This window comes from Desulfobacter sp. UBA2225, assembly GCF_002348205.1.
GTDB lineage: Bacteria > Desulfobacterota > Desulfobacteria > Desulfobacterales > Desulfobacteraceae > Desulfobacter > Desulfobacter postgatei.
Window position 1 is genome coordinate 1 of record NZ_DDYV01000175.1, and the last position, 20,941, is coordinate 20,941.

Annotated in this window: 15 protein-coding genes, 1 other RNA gene and 1 pseudogene; 4 read left to right on the top strand and 13 right to left on the bottom strand. The window is 44.1% G+C overall.

The features are described 5' to 3' along the window. Positions 1–657 precede the first annotated feature (657 nt). The 4 genes and pseudogenes from B3D59_RS08910 to B3D59_RS08925 form a co-directional block, all read right to left on the bottom strand. A pseudogene (locus tag B3D59_RS08910) lies at positions 658–1,178 on the bottom strand (1-acyl-sn-glycerol-3-phosphate acyltransferase); the annotation flags it as partial. Continuing rightward, positions 1,168–2,049: a type I methionyl aminopeptidase gene (map, locus tag B3D59_RS08915; protein ID WP_286819119.1), complete on the bottom strand. Its 882-nt coding sequence runs from the start codon at positions 2,047–2,049 to the stop codon at positions 1,168–1,170. The pseudogene B3D59_RS08910 and the gene map, both read right to left, overlap by 11 nt. Before the next feature lie 6 nt (positions 2,050–2,055). Beyond that, entirely contained in the window at positions 2,056–3,420 is a 1,365-nt protein-coding gene (gene miaB, locus B3D59_RS08920) for a tRNA (N6-isopentenyl adenosine(37)-C2)-methylthiotransferase MiaB (protein ID WP_286819120.1), read from the bottom strand. Then, on the bottom strand, positions 3,407–3,616 hold the full coding sequence (locus B3D59_RS08925) for a DUF4911 domain-containing protein (RefSeq protein WP_286819121.1): 210 nt from the start codon (positions 3,614–3,616) through the stop codon (positions 3,407–3,409). The genes miaB and B3D59_RS08925 overlap by 14 nt, the downstream gene beginning before the upstream one ends. Before the next feature lie 161 nt (positions 3,617–3,777). Between B3D59_RS08925 and recJ the strand changes: the two genes are divergently transcribed. From recJ to B3D59_RS08940, 3 genes are all read left to right on the top strand, one after another. Beyond that, positions 3,778–5,475, top strand: a complete 1,698-nt coding sequence (gene recJ / locus B3D59_RS08930; RefSeq protein ID WP_286819122.1) for a single-stranded-DNA-specific exonuclease RecJ — start codon at positions 3,778–3,780, stop codon at positions 5,473–5,475. Positions 5,476–5,714: 239 nt separating this feature from the next. Continuing rightward, a complete protein-coding gene (locus B3D59_RS08935) occupies positions 5,715–6,257 on the top strand; it encodes a hypothetical protein (protein WP_286819135.1) in 543 nt (180 codons plus the stop codon). A 31-nt stretch (positions 6,258–6,288) separates the two neighbouring features. Further along, entirely contained in the window at positions 6,289–6,612 is a 324-nt protein-coding gene (locus B3D59_RS08940) for a hypothetical protein (protein WP_286819137.1), read from the top strand. A gap of 191 nt (positions 6,613–6,803) precedes the next feature. On the opposite strand, the gene B3D59_RS08945 is transcribed toward B3D59_RS08940, so the two are convergent. The 5 genes from B3D59_RS08945 to B3D59_RS08965 all read right to left on the bottom strand — a co-directional run bounded on the left by B3D59_RS08945 (position 6,804) and on the right by B3D59_RS08965 (position 15,546). Beyond that, positions 6,804–8,174 carry a response regulator gene (locus tag B3D59_RS08945; protein WP_286819123.1) on the bottom strand — a complete coding sequence of 457 codons (1,371 nt, stop codon included), beginning with the start codon at positions 8,172–8,174 and terminating at the stop codon, positions 6,804–6,806. Positions 8,175–8,248: 74 nt separating this feature from the next. Next, complete coding sequence (locus tag B3D59_RS08950; RefSeq protein WP_286819124.1) at positions 8,249–10,579, bottom strand: serine protein kinase PrkA; 2,331 nt, start codon at positions 10,577–10,579, stop codon at positions 8,249–8,251. Beyond that, the gene (locus tag B3D59_RS08955; RefSeq protein WP_286819125.1) at positions 10,576–12,240 is read right to left on the bottom strand and encodes a SpoVR family protein; all 1,665 of its coding nucleotides are present in this window, start codon (positions 12,238–12,240) and stop codon (positions 10,576–10,578) included. The genes B3D59_RS08950 and B3D59_RS08955 overlap by 4 nt, the downstream gene beginning before the upstream one ends. 43 nt (positions 12,241–12,283) lie before the next feature. After that, positions 12,284–13,456, bottom strand: coding sequence for a DUF444 family protein (locus tag B3D59_RS08960; protein ID WP_286819126.1), 1,173 nt, complete (start codon positions 13,454–13,456; stop codon positions 12,284–12,286). 26 nt (positions 13,457–13,482) lie between these two features. Continuing rightward, entirely contained in the window at positions 13,483–15,546 is a 2,064-nt protein-coding gene (locus B3D59_RS08965) for a serine protein kinase PrkA (protein WP_286819127.1), read from the bottom strand. A gap of 323 nt (positions 15,547–15,869) precedes the next feature. Between B3D59_RS08965 and B3D59_RS08970 the strand changes: the two genes are divergently transcribed. After that, complete coding sequence (locus tag B3D59_RS08970) at positions 15,870–17,378, top strand: hypothetical protein (RefSeq protein WP_286819128.1); 1,509 nt, start codon at positions 15,870–15,872, stop codon at positions 17,376–17,378. Positions 17,379–17,466: 88 nt separating this feature from the next. On the opposite strand, the gene B3D59_RS08975 is transcribed toward B3D59_RS08970, so the two are convergent. The 4 genes from B3D59_RS08975 to rnpB all read right to left on the bottom strand — a co-directional run. Then, on the bottom strand, positions 17,467–18,405 hold the full coding sequence (locus B3D59_RS08975) for an ABC transporter substrate-binding protein (RefSeq protein WP_286819131.1): 939 nt from the start codon (positions 18,403–18,405) through the stop codon (positions 17,467–17,469). Between the two features lie 239 nt (positions 18,406–18,644). Then, the gene (ispD, locus tag B3D59_RS08980; protein WP_286819132.1) at positions 18,645–19,397 is read right to left on the bottom strand and encodes a 2-C-methyl-D-erythritol 4-phosphate cytidylyltransferase; all 753 of its coding nucleotides are present in this window, start codon (positions 19,395–19,397) and stop codon (positions 18,645–18,647) included. A gap of 5 nt (positions 19,398–19,402) precedes the next feature. Next, positions 19,403–20,713 (bottom strand): HPr family phosphocarrier protein, encoded by a 1,311-nt coding sequence (locus B3D59_RS08985; protein ID WP_286819133.1) that lies wholly within the window; start codon positions 20,711–20,713, stop codon positions 19,403–19,405. Positions 20,714–20,738: 25 nt separating this feature from the next. Further along, positions 20,739–20,941, bottom strand: an RNA gene (gene rnpB / locus B3D59_RS08990) — RNase P RNA component class A; the annotation flags it as partial.

Genomic DNA, 20,941 nt, shown 5'->3' on the forward strand with positions numbered 1-20,941 from the left:
TTTTGAATAAAAAAAATTTTTTATTTGTGTCGGAATAAATTACTGATGGTTATTATATTACAAATATGCTATAAATCATAGCTCAAATATGTAACTTTTTATCAATTGATAGACTATTATTCTGTAATATATATTGCCGATGGTTTATCCTCCAAAACACTGCGAGATGGCTCTTATCCCTATGATCACTAACCACATCACAAATAAGACACAAATGTAATTAATGATAATCAATCAAAATATTCCACCATAACCATACACAACAAATAGTTTTCAAATCAGTGTTTTTGACCGTTGAGAGCAAAAATGTCAATTTTGGGATTTATCAGAGAATATAACGGGTTAATGATGGATACCCGTCTTTTTGAAAGGGCGAAGAGTGCTGTTTAAGAATATGCTTTTATACTCACAGAAAAATTTGTTTTTTTTACGGGTTCAACAAACATGTTCGGAGATCAACGATCTTACCATGGTGGCAATATTGTCAGGGGCCATCTCACTGAACTGGGAAAAGGGAATGGTATCGAGAACCTTTACTGTCATTTCGGTGTGCCCCTGAAAGGTTAGTGAATGTTTAGGCAACGCCTTATTGGTATTACTGATGGCAATCGGCTGAATGACAACACCTGTGTTTTTAGCCAGGATAAACGCCCCGGGTTTGAATCTGCCAATATGACCATCTTTGGACCTTGTGCCTTCGGGAAAAAAAAAATGGAGATATTCCGCCTTAAAAGGTCCTCACACTCGGCCATCATGGCCTTAATGCTCTCCTTGTCACCGCGCTTAAGTTTAATATCCCCATTGTTAAATGCCATATTCCAACCAATGAACGGCAGCCGGAAAACGGAACTTTTAGACACCCATCGATAGGGAAACAGCAGTCGGTAAAGTACAAGGATATCCAGCTGGCTTTGATGATTAGATACAAATACATAGTTTTTGCGAATATCGAGCTTCTCCCGCCCCACAATTTTTACGAACCAGGACGGCATGGCCCAGGTATAAACCGAGGCCCAGAACGCACTGAAAACGTTTGACACAATCCTTCGCGGATCAAAAGGCGCCGTGCATATGCGCAACACACAGGCCACACAGAAAAAAAAGGCGGAGGAGATACCTATAAATACAATAAAAACAGCTGAAAAAACCTTATTTAATTGCGTTTTGCTATAACTCATATGGGGTCAAACTCTCATACCCGTCATCTGTCACAAGGATGGTTTGCTCAAACTGGGCGGACAGGGAGCCGTCATTGGTCACAGCTGTCCACCGATCCTCAAGCACATGCAGTTCTTTTTTACCCAGGTTAACCATGGGTTCTATGGTAAACACCATGCCGGGAACAAGGGTAACACCCGTACCGGGACGTCCAAAATGAAGGACCTGGGGCTGTTCATGAAAATCAATTCCCACGCCATGACCCACGAACTCCCTGACCACCGAACATCCCTGGCCCTCGGCGTATTTTTGAATGGCATGACCAATATCCCCCAGGGTGGCCCCAGGCTTGACCTGCTCTATACCCCGCCGCAGACTTTCGGCCGCCACAGCCACAATTTTTTGGGCATCGCGTCCGGGCGTACCCACAAAAAAGGTTTTATTGGCGTCGGCATAGTAACCGTTTAGAATCGGTGTGATATCAATATTGACGATATCCCCATCCTCAAGCATCCGCTCGCCGGGTATTCCGTGGCAGATCACCTCATTAATGGAAACGCAGACACTCTTGGGATACCCCCTGTAGTTGAGTGGTGCCGGAACAGCGCCGGCTTTTATGGTCTGTTCATGAACATAGGTGTTGATGTCATCGGTTTTCAAGCCGGGGCGAATCATGGCCTCAACCCCGTGCATAATAGACAAAAGCAGTTCTCCGCATTTCCTGATGCCATCAACCTGTTCAGGTGTTTTCAGGATAATATCATACTTGTTTTTATACTTATCCTTCAAAGAAATTTCAGTTTTTTTATTCCGGCAGCAATTTTTAAATTTTTTCCCGCTGCCGCACGGGCACAGTTCATTGCGTCGAATGCTCGTTGATTTAATTTTCATACCATCTTAATCGCTTTCGCAGACCTCTCCCCAAAGGGAATGGGGGTATGCATTTATAATTTCGAGTGTAACCAAATCCCCGATGCCGGCCTGGTCCGATGCAAAATGCACAATTTTGTTTGCATCGCTTCTGCCAAACATCTGCCTGGTATTTTTATTCTTCTTTACGAACCCGTCCCTTGGTTTAGGGCTGTCACCTTCGACCAACACCGTAACTTTTTTGCCAACAAAGGCTTTGTTTTTCTTTTCTGTTATCTTCTCCTGGAAATCAAGCAGTTCATTTAGCCGATCGCGCTTAATCTGTTCATCCAGCTGGTTTGAAAATTTGGCAGCCGGCGTAAATGACCTTGCCGAATAGGCAAAAGCAAAGACCGCATCAAATTCCACGGTTTCAAGCAGATTCATGGTCTGCTCAAAATCGAAACGGGTTTCACCCGGAAATCCCACGATAATATCCGTGGACAGGGCAATATCCGGGCAAGCCCTCCTTAGGGCTGAAATTCTTGTGAAATAGGTGTTCCGGTCATACTTGCGGTTCATCCGTTTTAATATGTCGTTTGAACCTGACTGAACCGGCAGATGAAGATGGTTGCATACCTTGTCAACATCCTTTATCGCCTGGATCAGATCCGCTGATAAATCCTTGGGATGGGAAGTGGCAAACCGGATACGTTCAATCCCCTCCACCCTGCTGACAAGGTGAAGTAAATCAGGAAAACAGGCCTGCCCATTATTACCGGCATAGGAATTAACATTCTGCCCCAGCAGGGTAATTTCACGCACCCCGGATTTCGCCAAGCCCTCAATTTCTTCTACAATGGCAGATGGATTCCGACTTTTTTCCTTTCCCCGAACATAGGGCACCACACAATATGTGCAAAAATTTTCACACCCCTGCATAATCGTTACAAAGCGTGATACCTGAATTTTTTCGGCCATTGCATCCTTGGGGAAGCCTTCGAAGATATTTTCGCTGGGTTCTGTATCAACAATGCGGGTTTCACCGGCAACCAGCTCTTTAATATGGGTTTCAAAACGACCAAAGGCCTGGGTGCCTAAAACCAGATCAAGATGCGGCAGACGGACAAATGCTTTTTCCTTTTCTTTTTGTGCCACACAGCCGGCCATGATGGTCAGCGGACGTTTTCCTTTAATCCTTGTGCCCGCAAAACGGCCTAAAAAGCTATATGCCTTCTCTTGGGCCTTATGGCGGATGGCGCAGGTATTACACAAAACCAGATCGGCCAGGTCCGGGTCATGGGTTTGTTCATATCCTGCATTTTGCAAAAGACCCGCCAGAATCTGGGAATCATACACATTCATCTGGCACCCGATGGTGTTTACATAGGCTTTTGGCTTATCTTGGCTCAAAATAAAAGTCCTTTTTCAACGCTTGCGTGACCATATTTACCTCGTCCTGACGGTCCGGAGGCATGGCAAGCCGGATATGGCCGGTTCCGGGCTCCAATGTTGTGACAACCGCTATTCCTTCATAGGCTTCAAAAATAAATCGGATAAATCCGATTTTTGTCTTATCCACCATATATTCTTTTAAAACAGATTGCATAATATTTTAAATATAATCCTTTATGAACCGATTATAATACCACCAACCAAGTCTGTTGTTCAAGAGTTTTGTGCATATAAAATAGTCAGTCTTGATCTCTTTATTGCCGTACGGATTGACACGTCGCCACCCAAAAAGGTATAACCCGGCATTCCATGGAGATGAAACTTACATATACATCACCTGACCAGGAGGTCCTTCAAAGACTTCAACGTGTCCTTAACTGCCATCCTGTTATTGCAGGGCTGTTGGCCGACAAAGGGATCACAACAGCTGATGAGGCCAAATTTTTTCTGAATCCGGATTATTCCAGACTGAGCAATCCTTTTAAATTAAAGGATATGAGCAAAGCGGTAGAACGAATTTATACGGCGGTAACCAACAAAGAAAAAATTCTTATTTTTGGTGATTTTGATGCGGACGGGGTCACGGCTACGGCCATGCTTTACCAGTTCCTCTCCCTGGTGGAAGCAGATCTGTCCTGGTATGTGCCCCACAGAACAAAGGAAGGCTACAGCCTTCAGTTGCCCCACATTGAGATGGCCGTATCCATGGATGTGGACCTGATTATTACTGTGGACTGCGGCATCGGTTCCCATGAAGCAGTTCAGGCGGCAGCCAGGGAAGACATTGACGTCATCATCACCGACCACCATGAACCGGACACGACCATCCCAAACGCTTTTGCCGTGATCAATCCAAAGCAGGCTAACTGCAGCGCCAGACTTGAATACCTGGCCGGTGTCGGTGTGGCATTTTATCTGATTATGGGCTTGCGTAAGGTATTTAGAGAAAATGGCGTATGGGAACAATTCCCGGAACCCAAATTATCCGAATACCTGGACCTGTTCACCATCGGCACCATAGGAGACATGGTCCCCCTGGTGCTGGACAACCGCGCTCTGTGCGTGGCAGGAATAAAACGCATTCGCATGGGCCTTCGTCCGGCTCTTGTCTCTATGGCCCGTACATCCAGGGTTGATATGAATAAGCTGGATTCCGACGATATTTCATTTAAAATCGTGCCAATGCTTAATGCTGCGGGCCGCATATCACATGCAAGAATATGTGTGTCTCACCTGACCTGCCCTGCCCCGGCCCAGACCGAAACAAGCGCAGCCCTTCTTGATGAACTGAACAGAAAACGCAGGCTCATTGAAAAAGAGATTGTCGAAGATATTGAACGCCGTATTGCGGGCGATCCATCCATACTTGAAAACCGGCTTATTGTATTGTGGGACAGCAAATGGGATGCATCCGTACTTGGTATTGCCGCATCAAGGCTTGCTCGAAAGCATGTTTGTCCGGTGGTGCTGCTGAACTCAAAAGAAGACATTGCAAAAGGGTCATGCCGGAGTATTAACGAGATAAATATACACAAGATATTGTCTGAAACCCGGGATCTGCTGGAAACCTTTGGAGGGCATGCTATGGCAGCAGGACTGTCTGTCAGAAAAGAAAACCTGACGCGTCTGAAACCCGCATTGGCAGAGATCCTGGCTTTAGTCTGCACAGAAAAAGATTTTAAACCCATCCGGAAAATTGATGCCGTGATTGAGATTCCGGACATTACCCCGGAACTTGTCAGCCAGATAGATCTGCTTCGTCCCTTTGGCACCGGCAATCCCGAACCCGTCTTCCTTATGGAAAACATCTGGGTGGCATCTTCCATTATCATTGGCGGCTGTCATCGAAAAATGACCCTTAGGGATCAAAGCGGGGAACACCAGGTGGAAGCATTGCACTTCAACCTGTCCGACACAACCTGCCTGCCCGATTTTTTTTCTAAACTGATGGTAAAGCTTAAGGTGGACAGATTTAAGCAAAATTGTGTTCAGGTTATTGTTCAGGATATGTAATTAAAGCCATATTGACATGATCCAAAAACTTATAATTTTTAACCCAACAATCACCTGTAAATACCGTGTACCGTCAAACAATGGAGTTGAATAAGAACTATGGATGTTGTTTTGCATAGAGTTATGAATGTTCTTTTGTATACCTGGTACGGCGGTTTAATTCTGATAATCATGTGTTCGTATATCATAGCAAAATCCTGTGATGTTTTTGAGGCTGCAACGGACTGTCTTGGAAAAATCTGAGCGACGGTGTAAAGGGGGCTACTTTAAATGCAATAGGCTCTTCCATGCCGGAATTGCTGACCACCGTATTTTTTCTTATTTTGGCGACACAAGAAAATTTGGGTCGAGATTTTGCAGCAAGTATAGGCGGAAATTCCGGCTCTGCGATCTTCAATAGTATAATTATTCCAATGCTCGTGATTTGGGTTGTCTTAGCTATGGGCGTCACCGGAGTTAAAGTATCAAAAAAAGTTATATTAAGAGATGGGCTTTTCCTCATAGGTGCCGAAATAATGATTTTGGTTTTACTCTCGAGCCGTTACATTACCCATTGGAATGGATGGATTTTTACCGGTTTCTATTTCATTTATTTAGCTTATATGCTGTTATCTATGAAAAACGGTAATAATAAAGGGGATAAGGCCTATAAAAATGATGCCCCTGACACCTGGTTCGAAAAATATCAATTCAGATCAAGAGACGGAATAACAGCAAGAAGCTGGATATTATTAATATGTTCTACACTGGTTATGGCAAGTAGCATGCGCCTGGATAGTTGAAGGCTGTAAAGGTATTGCAGAAGCACTGAAAATACATCCATTGTTCATTGCATTGATCCTGATTGCGGCGGTAAGCAGCGTTCCAGATACAATTATTTCCATTAAGGATGCTAAAAAAGAAAATTATGATGATGCGTTGTCGAATGTATTGGGATCAAATATATTTGATATCACCATCAGCATGGGGCTTCCACTTGGGCTTTTTCTTTTGTTTACGGGCCAAAAAATTGACTTCATTGACGGTGCGCCTACCTTTATCGATGTTCAAGTCATGCTTCTGCTTGTTACCATTATCACAATAGGTATCTATTATTTCAGTGAAGAAATGGACATGTTGCATGTCTATGTATTATAGGTGTCCTTTATGCTGTTTTTATTCTTTATACGATTGGTGCCGCAGATTATTTAAATGGCGGGAATACATTCTTGGCAAAACCATCCGGTGCATTTATCGAATTCTTGCGCCAACCCGGAGGCATCAGTCAATTTTTACAAAAGACTGCAAATGGTTTGACAGGCAGCTGGTGAAAGTGGACCGTTCAAGCACTAAGTAAGATTGTCGTTTTTAAGTGTTTTTATATACCTAAAAAAAGCAGCCGCAACCGTTGGACAAAAATGAGAACCAACCCCGTCGGAAATAACCTGAAGCGCCTTTTCGCTGGACATACCGTCACGATATGGCCTGTCACCGGTCAGTGCATGAAATACGTCGGCAACGGCAATAATTCTTCCGAATAAAGGGATATCTTCTCCCTTCAGTCCATTGGGATAGCCTGTACCGTCCCAGCGTTCGTGATGGGAGGATGCTGCAACAAGAACATCTTCCATGCCTGGCAACGGCTTAAGGATGTTCTGAATAATCACGGTATGGGTCTGAATATGCTTAAATTCATCCATTGTCAGTTTACCGGGTTTGAGCAGCACATTATCACGTATTCCGATTTTACCTATGTCATGAAGACTTGCGGCAATCTGAAGACGATTCATGTCCTGATCTTTGAAGCCCAGTTCCCTGCCAATGGCTATAGCAAGCCTGGTAACAGCTTCGGAATGACCACTGGTATACTTATCCCGGGCTTCCAATACGTTGACAAGACTGGCGATAAAGCCGATCGTCAACTTCTGTTCATGAATAAGCCGCTCCCTTTCTTCAAGCATGCGCTGAAAATGATCGGAAAGCAGTTTTTCCATGGTAACGACAAGCATGTCCACGTTAAACGGCTTGACAATAAAAGCCGCAACACCATCCCTGATAAGACGTCTCATCATCGACTTGTCGCCTAGGGAACTCATAACCACAATGGGCAAAAATTCATACTTGTCAGTATTAAACAGTCTGCGACAAAGTTCATTGCCGTCTACTCGGGGCATATTGAGATCGGTAAGCAAAATATCAGGTGCAACATCATCAATGATGTCAAGGGCATGCTGCCCGTCATCGGCAAGCACCACTTTGAAGCCGGCATCCTCAAGCCCCTGTTTTGTAACCATTTGAATGGTTTTACTGTCCTCAACCACAAGTATGGTTTTATCCTTGACAAAGGTACACTTGTCCATCACACTTTCAATGTGTGGAATAAGTTCCTTATTTGCCAGGCGTTTGGGCACATATGCATCCGCACCGACCCTAAAACCGTTTTCAATATCAATGTCCGTATCAAGGGAACTTAAAACAATTACTGGAATATGTGCTGTTTCCGGATTTGATTTGATCCACTTACAAAAGTCCAATCCGTTAAGGTTAGGCATATCCACATCCGTAATTACCAGATCGAATTGCTCTTTTTTCAGAGCTTCCTGTCCCTGCAGGGCATCGGACGCAGTTACCGTATGAATATCTGCATGATTCAACAATGCTTTCACGGCAAAAAGAGCCGACCTGGAATCGTCAACGATCAGCACATTCGCTTTTTTCATGACCCAGCCTCAATTATTTTCATGTTCATCAACGCGCGTGAAGTATTCTATTATCGGCATGTTTATTTTGACTGTCAGTTATCCTTGAATTTATTTGCCAGGTCATTATCAATGACATAAATGCAAATCTCATTGGCTCCCTGCTGTGAATAATCAAATTTACTAGCCAGGTTGTCAATGAGAAACGTCACATCGCGTTTAATGCGTTTGTCATGGGCTTTAAAATCTTCAGTATCAAAATCCTTTATGGCCCGTCTGAAATTTGCATTGTCCATAAAAGGCTCCAACACCCGTTTTTTTAAGTTGTGGACATACCGTTCATGAAGAGATTTAAACAGCCGGGTTTGAACAATGTTCTTTCCTTCGATCATGATCTCGTGGGAAAGCGTAACCCCTGTATATTCCTTTAACACATCCAGGCGCATTGCCTGGCGTCGTGCTGCATCGGCACTTTCAGACAGAAGCCTGATTTCGATGCTTTCAAGAAATGCCTCGGTAACATGGATCTCTTCTTTGGTAAAAATACAGTTCACAACAGAGCCTATCTCATTGGTTACAGCGGAAATATAATTTTTTATATCCTTTGCGATTTGATCCTCGTTGTAATAGTAGAGAGACTCTTTGACCTGCTGAAGAATAGAATAGTCATACATCCTTAAAAGTGAAGACAAAAACCCCTGGGGAATCATCTGGCGTACAGGTTCTTCAAGTTTATTGAAAAACGAACATAAATCTATCATGCTGATGTGCCCGTCTTCCTTAACAAATTTTGAATAAAACCGGTCAAAAAGTTTAATGGCATCCCGGCCGGACAGTCCATTTTTCCCATACTCTTCAGACTCGACAATAATTTTTTTCATCATCTTTTTGTCAAGCGCCTTTTTGTCCTCGTCATTCAGCCATTTAGGAATACTTCCTCTGAAAATCTCCATAAGCAGCAAAATAAGGCTCTCATCGCAGAAATTCAGGTATTTTTTCGGATCCTTTATCCATTCTTCCAGCGCAAGAGATTTTTTTCCGATTCTGGTACAGACAATGATCCTTGCAAAATTTTCAAGCACCATGGGCTGAAAGTTGCGTTCAATATGGCGGCCAAAAATGTTCAGGTAAATTTTAACTTCGGTGATCACATCAAGAACGTACGGGATGTCTATATACTGGATACGGTCTTCAAAAGAAGGGAAATCTTTAAGATTTTGCTTATCCTCGGGGTTCATGAGAGCAAAAAACAGCGCCTCCACGCGTTCCTCTACATTCTCTACCTTGTGAATACCCTCTGAGATAATATTGTGAAGTTCAACCATGCGCTCGACATTGTGGGCCTTAATATCCATAAGTGCATAGATGCCGTTATGAATCTTTGCATAGGAGGAATAAATATAATTAATAACATTGGAATCTCGAAAAAGCGCATTAATCCGGCTCTGGAGCATCTGGTTCAGGATAACGTTTCGCCGCAACGGCCTGTCCCCGGGATTGAAAACGGAGATCCCGTTGCCAAGGCGGCGGTTGAAATAATAGGGTCTGGCATATAGCATATCAAACACCTTGGCCGGCTTGCCTAAACGTTCCAGAAGACTCTGGTAAATTGAGGTACACACCGTACAGACCTCATCTTTAAATACCCATTCATACTGCTTTTCCGTAAAGAGCTTCCATTTAAACTCATCGTTTTTGATCAATTCGTCCAGAACACCGCGTCTCTGATCTTTGGGTATCACCAGAAAGGGATTGTCATGGCACAGGCAGGGGATCTCAATACATTCAGGTTCCGGGCCTTCAAATTCAACCTGATTTTGAGTTGAAATAGGCTTGAAGTCTTTCGAATCACTGTCAATATACTGGATCAGTTTTTCAAAAGAAGACAGACGCATCATGGACGGATCACGACCTTTAAGTGTTTTGACATCCAGGCGCCATACCACTTCGTAACGCAATCCTTCATCCGTATTGGCATACTGCTCAAATTTTTCCAGAAGATTGTTTAAAAACGTGGATTTCCCGCATCCGTGGGGGCCGTAAAACACATAAATCCGGTTCTGTTGGTTACCGTGGCGCAGATAATCCATCTGGTTCATAAACCGGTTGGTAAACAACATATCCGGGAAATACGGTGTATCTGAACCTTCCATGAAAAGCGTACCCGTATCATATCTGGTAATAGCGGAACGATCTATATCATTTTCGATTTCAGTCACATGACTTTTAATCATGTCATGAAATGACTGAAAAATATTTCTTAAAATCCGGGAAGGATTGGCATTGAGGAGCTCCAGAAATTCCTGGAAAGATACCGGTTTATGCAGCTGGTAATCCTGGATATTCTGGTTTAAAAACTCCATGGCCTGGCTTACGGATTCAATTGCATCGGAATCCACAGAACTGGTATTGGTATCCATGGTCATGCCACCTCCCGTCTGTTTAATTTCCGTTTATCCATTATATAACATACCCTTTGCCACTTAATTTTTTCACGTGTAACCGGTGTTGCTGTTGTTCCGGAACCACCTGCAGATGGATCCAAAAAATGAATGGCAGGGCGCGTTTCCTTTTCTGTTCCAACAGGTATGCTGGTTTCAAGGTACACAGGACCTCCCCATAAGAACTCAATACCCATCATGGTATTTTCAATATAGTCTGCTTTAAGGGGCTTGTTTTCAAATTTATGAACAAGGTAAAGCAAACCGCCTTGGGTTTTTTCCTCGTTAACATATATCACCGGAGGATGATACAAGGTGTCAATCACCATATTTTTATAATCGTGGGCTTTCTTGGATTTAATATAGTATTGCCAGGTCATGCGTTCGCTATTCAGCCGCTTGCCTGTGACAAACAGTTTGTAATGGTCTATAAATTCCTGGTCCACAAACTTGTTGATAAAGGTGAAATCATTCATACTCTCCCTGACTTTAAAGATAAAATCATGGCCGTTTTTATTTCCTTTATCAAAGTGTTGTCTGTTTTTCTCATCTTTCAGGCGGAAATAATCAAAGGAATAGCATCCTCTATTCTGCATCTCTTCAATATGTTCAAACAGACGCAAACCTAAGGCATAGGGATTGAGTCCGACCTTGGGCAGTGCGGTTACCGTTGCATTCACCTTTGCATAATCTACTTCATGGCCACGGATACGCTCATCTTTCATAAACAGATAGTCGTGCCAGTAACTGGCCCAGCCTTCATTCATAATCTTTGTGCGAATCTGGGGCTGAAAGTACAATGAGGTATCGCGCACGATCTGGATCACGCATTTCATCCACTGATTTTCATGGGCCCGTAAAAACGGTGAATGCCTGATAATGTATTCCATGATATCCCGCACAGGTTTTTCTTTGTCCTTTCTGACTTTTTTGTACATCTGCTCAAACTCAGGGTACTGGGAAAGGATCGGTTCAAAAAATGTGGCAATGTTATCTTTACACTGATTGAACCTTTCTATTTCTTTTAAGTACGTATTGTGGGACACCTTCTTTATTTTCTGTAAAAAAACATCAAAATAATAATCCTGTCTGGATAACCTGGCAACTGGCTGATTCCGGAATCTCAACATACTGTCCAGAGCCTTGTGATAGCCCACCAGATTGTCCATCCCCCTGGAAAATTCAATAATATAATCCACCCATCGCCTGCCCTTTTCGCTTCTGAGTTGGGCAATCAAACGCTTATCTGCCAGCGCCTGACCGGCAAGGTCAACATCCCAGGTATTTACAAAAAACAAATTATTCTGAAAAAAATCAATATGGGCCAGCACATGATAAAAAATCATAACATTGAGCCAGTCCGGGTTATTATCGTTATAGTAGGAAATGGCCGGCCGGGTATTGATAACGGTTTCATAGGGGTTGGAAGGGTAGGCTTCATACATGCCTTTGCCTGATAAAACCCTGACATCATGAACCCAGTAATCATACAGGGTGGGAATCATGACCTTGGGGGACAGTTCAATCATGTCCCGGTTGGTGACGATATACTCAAGGGTTTCATCATCAAACTTCAGGCCTTCATCCCTGGCTCTGACTTTGCATTCTTCCATGATTTTTTTAACATGCTGACTGACAAGTTCCATTGGGCCCTGCCTTTCTTTTTTATCCGGCACTTTATCTATATTCTCAGGAAATCAGATTTTTAATCCCCTGAATAATTCTGGTATCATCCACATTTTCATGCATAACATCCAGTTTAATATGGTTCTTATGTTTTTCAAGTATTCCCGATTTTCTTAGGTATTTTTCAACTTCGGTCTGCCCTGTTCCCACATAGGAATGCTCTACAATGGAGATGCCTATCCGGGCGGCATAGCGCATCATTTTTTCTATTTGTTTTATGGTGTTGACGCCATCTTTATCCCAGTCATCGCCATCGGTCCCATGGAAAACATAAATATTGTAGTTTCTATCCAGGCTCTCCTTCTCCACGATTTGATTCACCAGCTCGAAAGCGGTATACACCTTGGTTCCCCCGGCCACCTTATAAGAGTGATATTTATAAAAATCCTCAACCTCTTTTGCCTGGGTGTCATGGAGAATAAAACGGGTTTCCACCTGTCTTTCATATTGATACACCAACCACGAATAGAGCATCACATGCTGGGAAACCACTGCCTCTGTCACCTTGCCGCCCATGGAGCCTGAATAATCTCTTAGAAAAAAGACCATGGCCTGGGATTCATACTCTTTCTCTCTGGACAGAATCCTGTAAACAAGATCGCGGGGGGAAACAATAAACCTGCCCGGGTCTATGTCGTCAACATCCGGAATTCTGCCAAGGGCAATATTAGTCTGGACAATCTGTTTTAAAGTTGCTTTTTTATCCAAAATCTGGCCCATGCCCCGGTGCTTATCTGTCAGATCATAGGTGTAGCGGGCCAGGGCACGTCGTTTGCCTTTGTCCTGGAGGTTGGGAAGTTGAAAGTCCTGGGACAGCACCTTGCCTAATTCGTAGGCACTGGACTCGAACTCATGTTCGCTCCCCTGGCCTTCACCTTCTCCTTCACCGGCCCCCTCGCCTTCCCCCTCACCCTGATCCGGACGTACCGGCTGTTCGCCTATGACATCGCCCTCTTCTCCCTCTCCGGTTCCGCTGGAAGGTTCTCCCTCTCCGGTTTTCGGATCAAAGGAGGGTTCCTCATGAACAAACTTCTCCTCCACGGTAGTGGGGACCACAATAATTTTTTCTTTTCCCCCGGTACCAGGTTTGACAATGCGGCCTATACGGATTTTACGCTTGAATCCGTCCTCTTCCCGCTGGCGGTCCCGTTCCAATAATTCATCAAGGGTGACCATACGCTTCCCCTTTGTTTTTTAAACTGCTATTTGTCATCTTCCTGGCTGCAGAAATACTCTATGGTCTTCTGTGCACAAGTAGGGCAGTATCCAAGCTTGTGATCCATGGTATAAATCATTCTGTCATACAGTTTTTGATTCTCTTCGTTGGTCCGGTTGGCCAGCGCCCCAATTAAAGAGCCGGCACCGGCAATGTCGGATTTAAGCCGGACATCGGTGATGGCTTTAACTAATTCCAGGTTATCCATGAAGTCATAATTGGCATCCACAGACAGTTTCTGGCCGTAGATCTTTCTAATTGAATTTCTAAAGGAGGCCCGCTGTTCTTCGGTTTTAAGACCGAGGCGTTCCTCAACGTTTTTAATATAGCGCTCATCAATTTTAAGTGCCCGAAGCTCACCTGTCTGGGGATCTTTGTACTTCCACATCATATCAGGTCCCAGGTGCTCGGCATCCACACCTATGATCATATTTACATAATTGAGTACATCCTTTTTAATGGCCAGCGGTTCGTCCATATATGCGTTAAACATCTCTGTCATGATACGTTCCCGGTAAAGGCCCTTGGCTATTTTCAAATCCTCCTTGAATTTGGCCCGGTCAGCAGGTTCCTGGACATAATCGAGTACCACCCGTTCCAGGGCGTTAAAAATATCTAAGGCAAACATGCATTTGCCTTCATTGGTTTCAGAAGATTCCAGAAGGAGCTGCACTGCCCGACCCAGGTTCCTCTGGCCTAAACCTTTCTGGCCGAAGCGTTTGGTTATATCGGTATCCTGGTTGAGCTGGTCAATGAGTTCGGCCAGGGTTTTAAGGCTCTTTTCACCTGCCACCTCCCCTGCGGCAAGCTTCATGATTTCAATCGGGGTGAGTTTGTCGGACCGGGGCAACCGGGTCAGCACCACGGCAACAGATGCAGCATGGTTCAAATTTGGATCCTGGTGAAGCACTTCCTGGTCAAGGGAACGCTTGACATCGGTGCCGATGGCATATTCGGTCAACGTTTTCTGGAGTTTATAATCCGTATTATGGGCCACATAGCAAATCCGGCACCGGTCAACAATGGGCGCTTCCTCACGTTCCATTAAAAAGGTGTTAAACTCGGAATTATTTGAGGTGGCGATAATCAAAGTGTCAATGGGCCATTTAAAACCATCCAGTTCAATCACACGGTTCTGGATTACACCGAGATATACCTGCACCAGATCCTTTTTATTTTTGTAAATTTCATCGGAAAAATGGATGCCACCGCCGGCCACCCTGGCCAAAGCGCCGCGCCGCAAGTCAAAGCGGTAGGGGTTGTTGGAATCCGGAATATGCAACAAGCGCTGGATGGATTCTTCCCCCATAAGATCCACGGCCGAAGAGGTGATCTTATCCTTAGCCGGATATCTTCCGGTTATCGTACCAAGACTTTCTATCAACGGTACCGGGACAATTTCGATGAATTCCATCATTTTGTCAGGATCATCATCACAATATTCCCGAATTTGATTCCATATATAAGCCGAACAGGCACCTAAAGGACGATACTTTTCATAAAGGCTTTCTATCTCCTTGTCCTTGAGTTTAAATGATTTGGAAAGATAACTCATGGAGGCATCTTTGTTGCCCCTAACGCTCATAGCAAGAATCATGGGATCCTCATAGGTCTGGGATTCAATGACATTAATCTTTCCATATCCGCCTATCTTGTCCAAGTTCTTGAAGCGGAACGTATACTTCATATTTTTAGGACTTGATAAAAATTCCCTGTACCGGGCGCACAGGTAATCCACAAAAAAGGTTTTTCCATTCCCCGGCTCGCCCACCAGGACAAAAGCCATTTCCCTGGAAGACCCCCCCTCAGAGGCATCCTTGACAAAAGAGACAAAAGAGTTGATTTCGTCATACATGCCAACCAGATGCCGTTTGCCTCCGCTGAACAGGTCAAACTGGTAGGTGGTCTTTCCCTTAACCGTGACCTTTCGGATACCGGCTTCCAAAATCATGCGGGAGACCCCCTGGAATGCATCCTCAAATACCCGGGTCCCTTTTTTAACGGCTTCGACGTGATGGTTAAAGCTCTTAGGATCTGTTGTTGTGGCCATTTTATCCTCCATGGGCTGCAAAGGCGGCAAATGCTGCCAACTCTTTGGTTGGAATTATTAAATTCTTTTTTTCCGGGCGGATAGGTTAAAAGTGAATTAGCGTTCCGGAAAACATAGTGCAAGCGCTTCGTCAAGGTTGAAAATTTGCACTTTTTAATATCTTAAAACAGAGATAGCTTAAAAAAAGATATATCAAGTGAAAAAAAAGGTGTCAAATACTATCATACCCTAATTTGCCTTTATTATAAACGCTTTTGGTCTCCTTCATTTTATGATAAAAATAACGCAATTAACATAATCAAATATCGCAAATGAGGGAAATTATGACCCGTTCAACGCTGTTGACCATTGATGATCTGATAGATGAACTGGATATGGGTAAGGCCACTTTAAAGTTCATTTTACATCGATTCAGCCCGTGGCTTGTCACACAAATTGTCGACGATGAGACATACTACACTGAACAGGCGGTTACCACCCTCTTAAAAATCAAAAAACTTCTGGATACAGGTATACTGCCCGAGCAAATTGAAGATTCACTTACACAGGAAGCCGAAATGCTCAAAGACACGGCAAAACATCCTGCCGTCAATCAAGGGAGCATCCCCATGGATATAGCGTCTACATCCATGTTCAAGGATATGTTCGCGGTATATATCGAAAAACAGGACCGTATTGCTTTAGCCCAGGAAGCACTTGCCAAGGTAGAAGCAAGAAAAGCCGATGCAATGGAAAAACGGGCTGCAGCTGAAGAAAAAAAAGCCGCAGCAATGACAAACATTGCCCTGGCATTGCAGGAGATGAACCAGCGACATAGCGCTGCGTCCCAGACCATGGAAATTGTCGGACGTGCCGTTGAAACCATGGCCCTGGAAGAATCATCAGGACTTGACGAAAGCTTTTCGGACAGTGATTTTGATGAAAATATGCATTTGTTTGAAGATCCGGTACCCATGGAAGATCCATTCAAGGATCAGGCCCACGAGGATTCTGATGACATAGGTTCTTCGAGCATGGATGACCTGTCTTTGCTGGTCAATGAAACAGCCCTGACACCTGAAGATATTGATGACCTCTCCGCATTGATCAACTCTGTATCAGACCCGGACAGCAACCTTGAAAGCCTGCTGGAAGAGACGCAATCCATACCTGAAACAAGCAATTTGGCCGATGCTATGGATGATTTGTCAAAGCTGGTTGATTCTGATGTGTCTTCGCCTAATTCCTCAGATAATAAAAATCACACTGAAGAGGATCTTGATGATCTGTTCAGTCTTGTGGATATCGACTCAGATATCCCAAAGGACATTAATACAGATCTGGATGACCTGTCCAAACTTATAGAAGATGCGGGTGAAAATGCCGTTGTGGATTTAGATGATTTATCCGCCCTGATTGAAGAACCTGATCACTCCCAAGAACCTATGGATGATCTGTCCAGGCTTATTAAGCCTGCAAGCCATGAAAGGCCTGGCGATTTAGATGATCTATCCGCCTTGATTGGAAGCTCCGGACAATCCCAGGAACCTATGGATGACTTATCCCTGCTTGTGGATGGAAAGGGGGAACAATCAGGGCAGGCGCGGTCTGAAGTGGACAGTCAGGTTAAGGGTACGCCCTCAATAAAACCGGATATTTCGCCGAATCAGGATATGAAAAAATACAAGGCCGCTATTATGAAAATTATTATTGAATTAAAGGGACAAGGCCTTACAGCTCAGCAGACAACGGATCGACTCAACCGCGACAATGTGGCGACCCTGTCCGGGAAACCCGCCTGGGGATTAAACGCCATAGATAAAATTTACGGCTTTATTGATTCTGCAAAATAACGGACGTGAGCTGACTTGATCCATCAAAACCAAGAATCAACCAACCACAAAGCGAAAAGCAATTTAACTCAACAACGTATTTGAACTGTTATTTTGCCCCTGCAGCATCTGCGAAACGCGTGTCCACAAATTTATCCAGATCAATGAGAGATGTCATAATATTCATTTTATCCATCATATATTTCTGGATTATATCGAGATCTTCCTTTTGAGGATAAAGCTCTCCTGTCAGAATCCGATCAGGCGGGGCTGTAAGCACCCGTCGGATGATATCCTTATCCTGGGAAAAGAACTCAGCACCAATAATTGAAGCCGGCTCAGGCTGGGCATCAATGGCAAGCCCTGAGCGGACAAAACTTGTGCAAATTTCCTGCATGGCTTCGGGGTTTTTTTCGATAACCTCGGAACGCATAACAAAAACACAGCAGGGATGTTTGGCCCACAGATTTTTTGACAGTTCAAATTCTTCACCATGCCCGGCTGCTATAACCTGGGATCCAAATGGTTCAGCGACGATAAACCCGCCGATTTCGCCGTCTTCGTCATATTCAAGGGCTTCGGGCATCTGGAACGGTGCAACAACCTCAAGGGTGACATCAATTCCCTTTTCCGTGGCACGTCCGGGTTTCAACCCTTTCTCGGATAACAGCTTGTGAAACAGCATATTGTGGATGGAAAGCTGATATGGAATCAATACGGTTTTGCCCGCGAAATCCTCAACGGAATTAATATTGGCTCTTTTATTTTTAACGAGCACACTGCCGTTTTTATGGGCGAGCAACAATAATTTGAGATCAACTCCGGATTTGAAAAGGTCCATGGCTGTCGGTGCGAGAATCAGGGCCCCGTCCAGTGATTTTACAGAAAGTGCGTCAGCAACTTCATTCCACCCGTTTTTAACCACAGGTTCCAGTGTGCAGTGTTTAAAGGTTTCCATACCTTGTTGTAATTTTCGAGCTGTTACACCGAGAATGAAATGATCAGTGATTTTAAGATATCCGATCTTGATCGCGGGCTTTTCCGCCATTTCAGGCACCTCCGGGGATGATTAATGTCTAATAAACAATGCTGAATCCCATTAACGATTAAGCGTAAATTTAATTCAAAGTCAATTTTAAAAGCTTTGAACGGGTTAATCACGGAATTTTCTACACCATTACATTAGAATCTGCCATAATTTCGCAACAAAGTAAACCCCGGGACTGTATAAAATAGGATGCCAAATTAAAGACGGATCTTCCGGTAATAATTTTAACTCAAAAAACCTCAATACCCCACCCTTTCTGCCTCTTTTTTTGCTTGAATGATCAGGCCTGCGAAAATCAGATCCTGGGGTGAAGTGAGCTTGATATTGAACGGTCCGCCATCCACAATATCCACCGGGAGTTTCGCATGTTCGCAGATCGACGCTTCGTCTGTGCCCAAAAAACCGGTATTCCGTGCATAGGAAGCAGCCTTGACAATCAGATCCAGGCGAAAGACCTGGGGCGTCTGGGCCCGAAACAATCCATCCCGGTCAAGGGTACAGATTATTTTGCCATTTTTATCAGCCCTTTTTACTGTATCAAAGATACCAAGAACCGGAATGCAGGCACCGTTTTTCAAAGCACCGTCAAGGCATCGATCAACCAGATTTTCACCTACAAAGGGCCGGACCCCGTCGTGAATCAGCACAAATGTTGTTTCAGGTTGAATACAAATTTTCAATGCTTTATCAAGTCCGTTTCCCACGGAATCCTGCCGGGTAACACCACCTTTGATAATATGCAAAGGAGTGGAAAATGAAAATCGGTGCAAAAGGTCATTGCGGGTAAAATCCAGATCCTGTTCCGGAACCACCAGAATAATCTCATCCACCCCACGGTGCATGTCAAAGGCAGCAAGCGTGCGGACAATTACCGGAATACCGTCCAGATCAATGAACTGTTTTTTAACAGGGGAGTGCATACGCAGGCCTTTTCCACCCGCCACAATAATAGCAATATTTTTAAATTTCTCTTTATTTTCCGTGTCAGACATAAATTTTAAATCAAATAACTCAATTCGCGGGGCAAGGGAATTCCCTTGCCCATATGGTCTTCACCATAATTGACACCGGAAAGGATTTTCAAATCATTCAAGGCCCTGGAATCTCCCGTAAAAACGACCGTCTCAATTTCCTCTTTTTTAATTTTCCCCCCGGCCCACTGAATATCAAGAACCGAGGAAGCATCAAACTGATCTTTTCCCACATGAAGCTTGACTTCTCCGCCGTAATGCTGGACAATTTTTGCCACCAGAAGGCTTGGTCGACTGTGAAACCCCCTGTCTTTGGGAATACCCACTTCAATTGTTCCTGACTCCATATTATCGTTTAAAACTCGCGTAGCCACGGCCTTGCCAGAGGATAAAAAACGGCCTGCATAATATAGACAGTAATTTATGGCACGGTCCAGAACAGCATCCGGATCAATGAGGTCGGAAAGGGAGAGACTGATATTTCTATAAACATGTTTAAAACCCGTATTATACAGGTGACGTTCATAAAAATGAAGCAAACGCCCTAAAACCTGCAGGATATGAAATACGATGGAAAAATGACTGCGCAACTGATTTAAAAGTTCAGCATCAGGGGACTGCAACGTGGTGATCACATAGGAATCAAAAGAAGACTGAATATTATGCACCCGCATCTCATAGCTTCTCATTGTCACCTCGTTGATAACATCAGGAACAAGCTTGTAAATCGTTTCAAGGTCATAACGTTCGTAAAAGGTAAACTGTTCAAAATCCCGGATCAATTCAAGAAACTGACTGGAGATTCGTGTCAGATTTTTTTTCTGACTGCGTTGGGGCATGGCGTCATCAATATTATGTTCCAGTTGGCCGGCAGTGGCAATACCGGGGAAGTATTCCAGGTCATAGCCGGACTCCGGTATGGTGATACCCAAACGTTTTGCCTCTCTCAAAGCTACGGGTGCGGCCTGGTGAAGAGCATCCTGGAGAAATTTAAGCATACCCAGAGCTTCCTGCTTAAAAGCACTGTGGTTCTGCTCCCCGAAATTGTAAAAGTCGAACCGGTCCAGGGTGTGACGCTGGGAATAACAAGCAAGGGAAAGATGTCGAATTGCTGCGGATATTGCACGGTAAAACAACCAGTCTTTATTTTTTTTTGCACCGTGAAAGTCAAGAAAATCTTCCATGATGTGCGAGGTGATGATCAGTTTTGAGCAAAGTTTCTTGGTAAAAAGATAACTGTCGTCATTCAACCCAATAATGAACAAAATGCACTGAAGATACTCATATGAAAAAATATTGGCTTTCTCTCTAAAAGAGATGTCACAGGTTTCATTCATAGATATTTATCCAGTATTTAAATTTCGGTCTGACCGGCCCGTAAGCCGAATTTTGTTACCTTCTTGCGGTTACCCGCAAAAAGATCAACGGTCATTCATCTAGGATGCATGTTGCCATACATCTCGAGCAACCTACCCGGAGACTTGGGCGGGCAGCCCTCAAGCGTCTCTCTATTTGGTCTTGCACCGGACGGGGTTTACCAAGCTTCCCCGGTCACCCGGAGAACT

Excerpts from the sequence above, each read along its gene's own strand:
- map (WP_286819119.1), bottom strand. The coding sequence starts at position 2,049 with ATGAAAATTAAATCAACGAGCATTCGACGCAATGAACTGTGCCCGTGC.
- B3D59_RS08925 (WP_286819121.1), bottom strand. The coding sequence starts at position 3,616 with ATGCAATCTGTTTTAAAAGAATATATGGTGGATAAGACAAAAATCGGA.
- recJ (WP_286819122.1), top strand. The coding sequence starts at position 3,778 with ATGAAACTTACATATACATCACCTGACCAGGAGGTCCTTCAAAGACTT.
- B3D59_RS08945 (WP_286819123.1), bottom strand. The coding sequence starts at position 8,174 with ATGAAAAAAGCGAATGTGCTGATCGTTGACGATTCCAGGTCGGCTCTT.
- B3D59_RS08950 (WP_286819124.1), bottom strand. The coding sequence starts at position 10,579 with ATGACCATGGATACCAATACCAGTTCTGTGGATTCCGATGCAATTGAA.
- B3D59_RS08955 (WP_286819125.1), bottom strand. The coding sequence starts at position 12,240 with ATGGAACTTGTCAGTCAGCATGTTAAAAAAATCATGGAAGAATGCAAA.
- B3D59_RS08960 (WP_286819126.1), bottom strand. The coding sequence starts at position 13,456 with ATGGTCACCCTTGATGAATTATTGGAACGGGACCGCCAGCGGGAAGAG.
- B3D59_RS08965 (WP_286819127.1), bottom strand. The coding sequence starts at position 15,546 with ATGGCCACAACAACAGATCCTAAGAGCTTTAACCATCACGTCGAAGCC.
- B3D59_RS08970 (WP_286819128.1), top strand. The coding sequence starts at position 15,870 with ATGACCCGTTCAACGCTGTTGACCATTGATGATCTGATAGATGAACTG.
- B3D59_RS08975 (WP_286819131.1), bottom strand. The coding sequence starts at position 18,405 with ATGGCGGAAAAGCCCGCGATCAAGATCGGATATCTTAAAATCACTGAT.
- ispD (WP_286819132.1), bottom strand. The coding sequence starts at position 19,397 with ATGTCTGACACGGAAAATAAAGAGAAATTTAAAAATATTGCTATTATT.
- B3D59_RS08985 (WP_286819133.1), bottom strand. The coding sequence starts at position 20,713 with ATGAATGAAACCTGTGACATCTCTTTTAGAGAGAAAGCCAATATTTTT.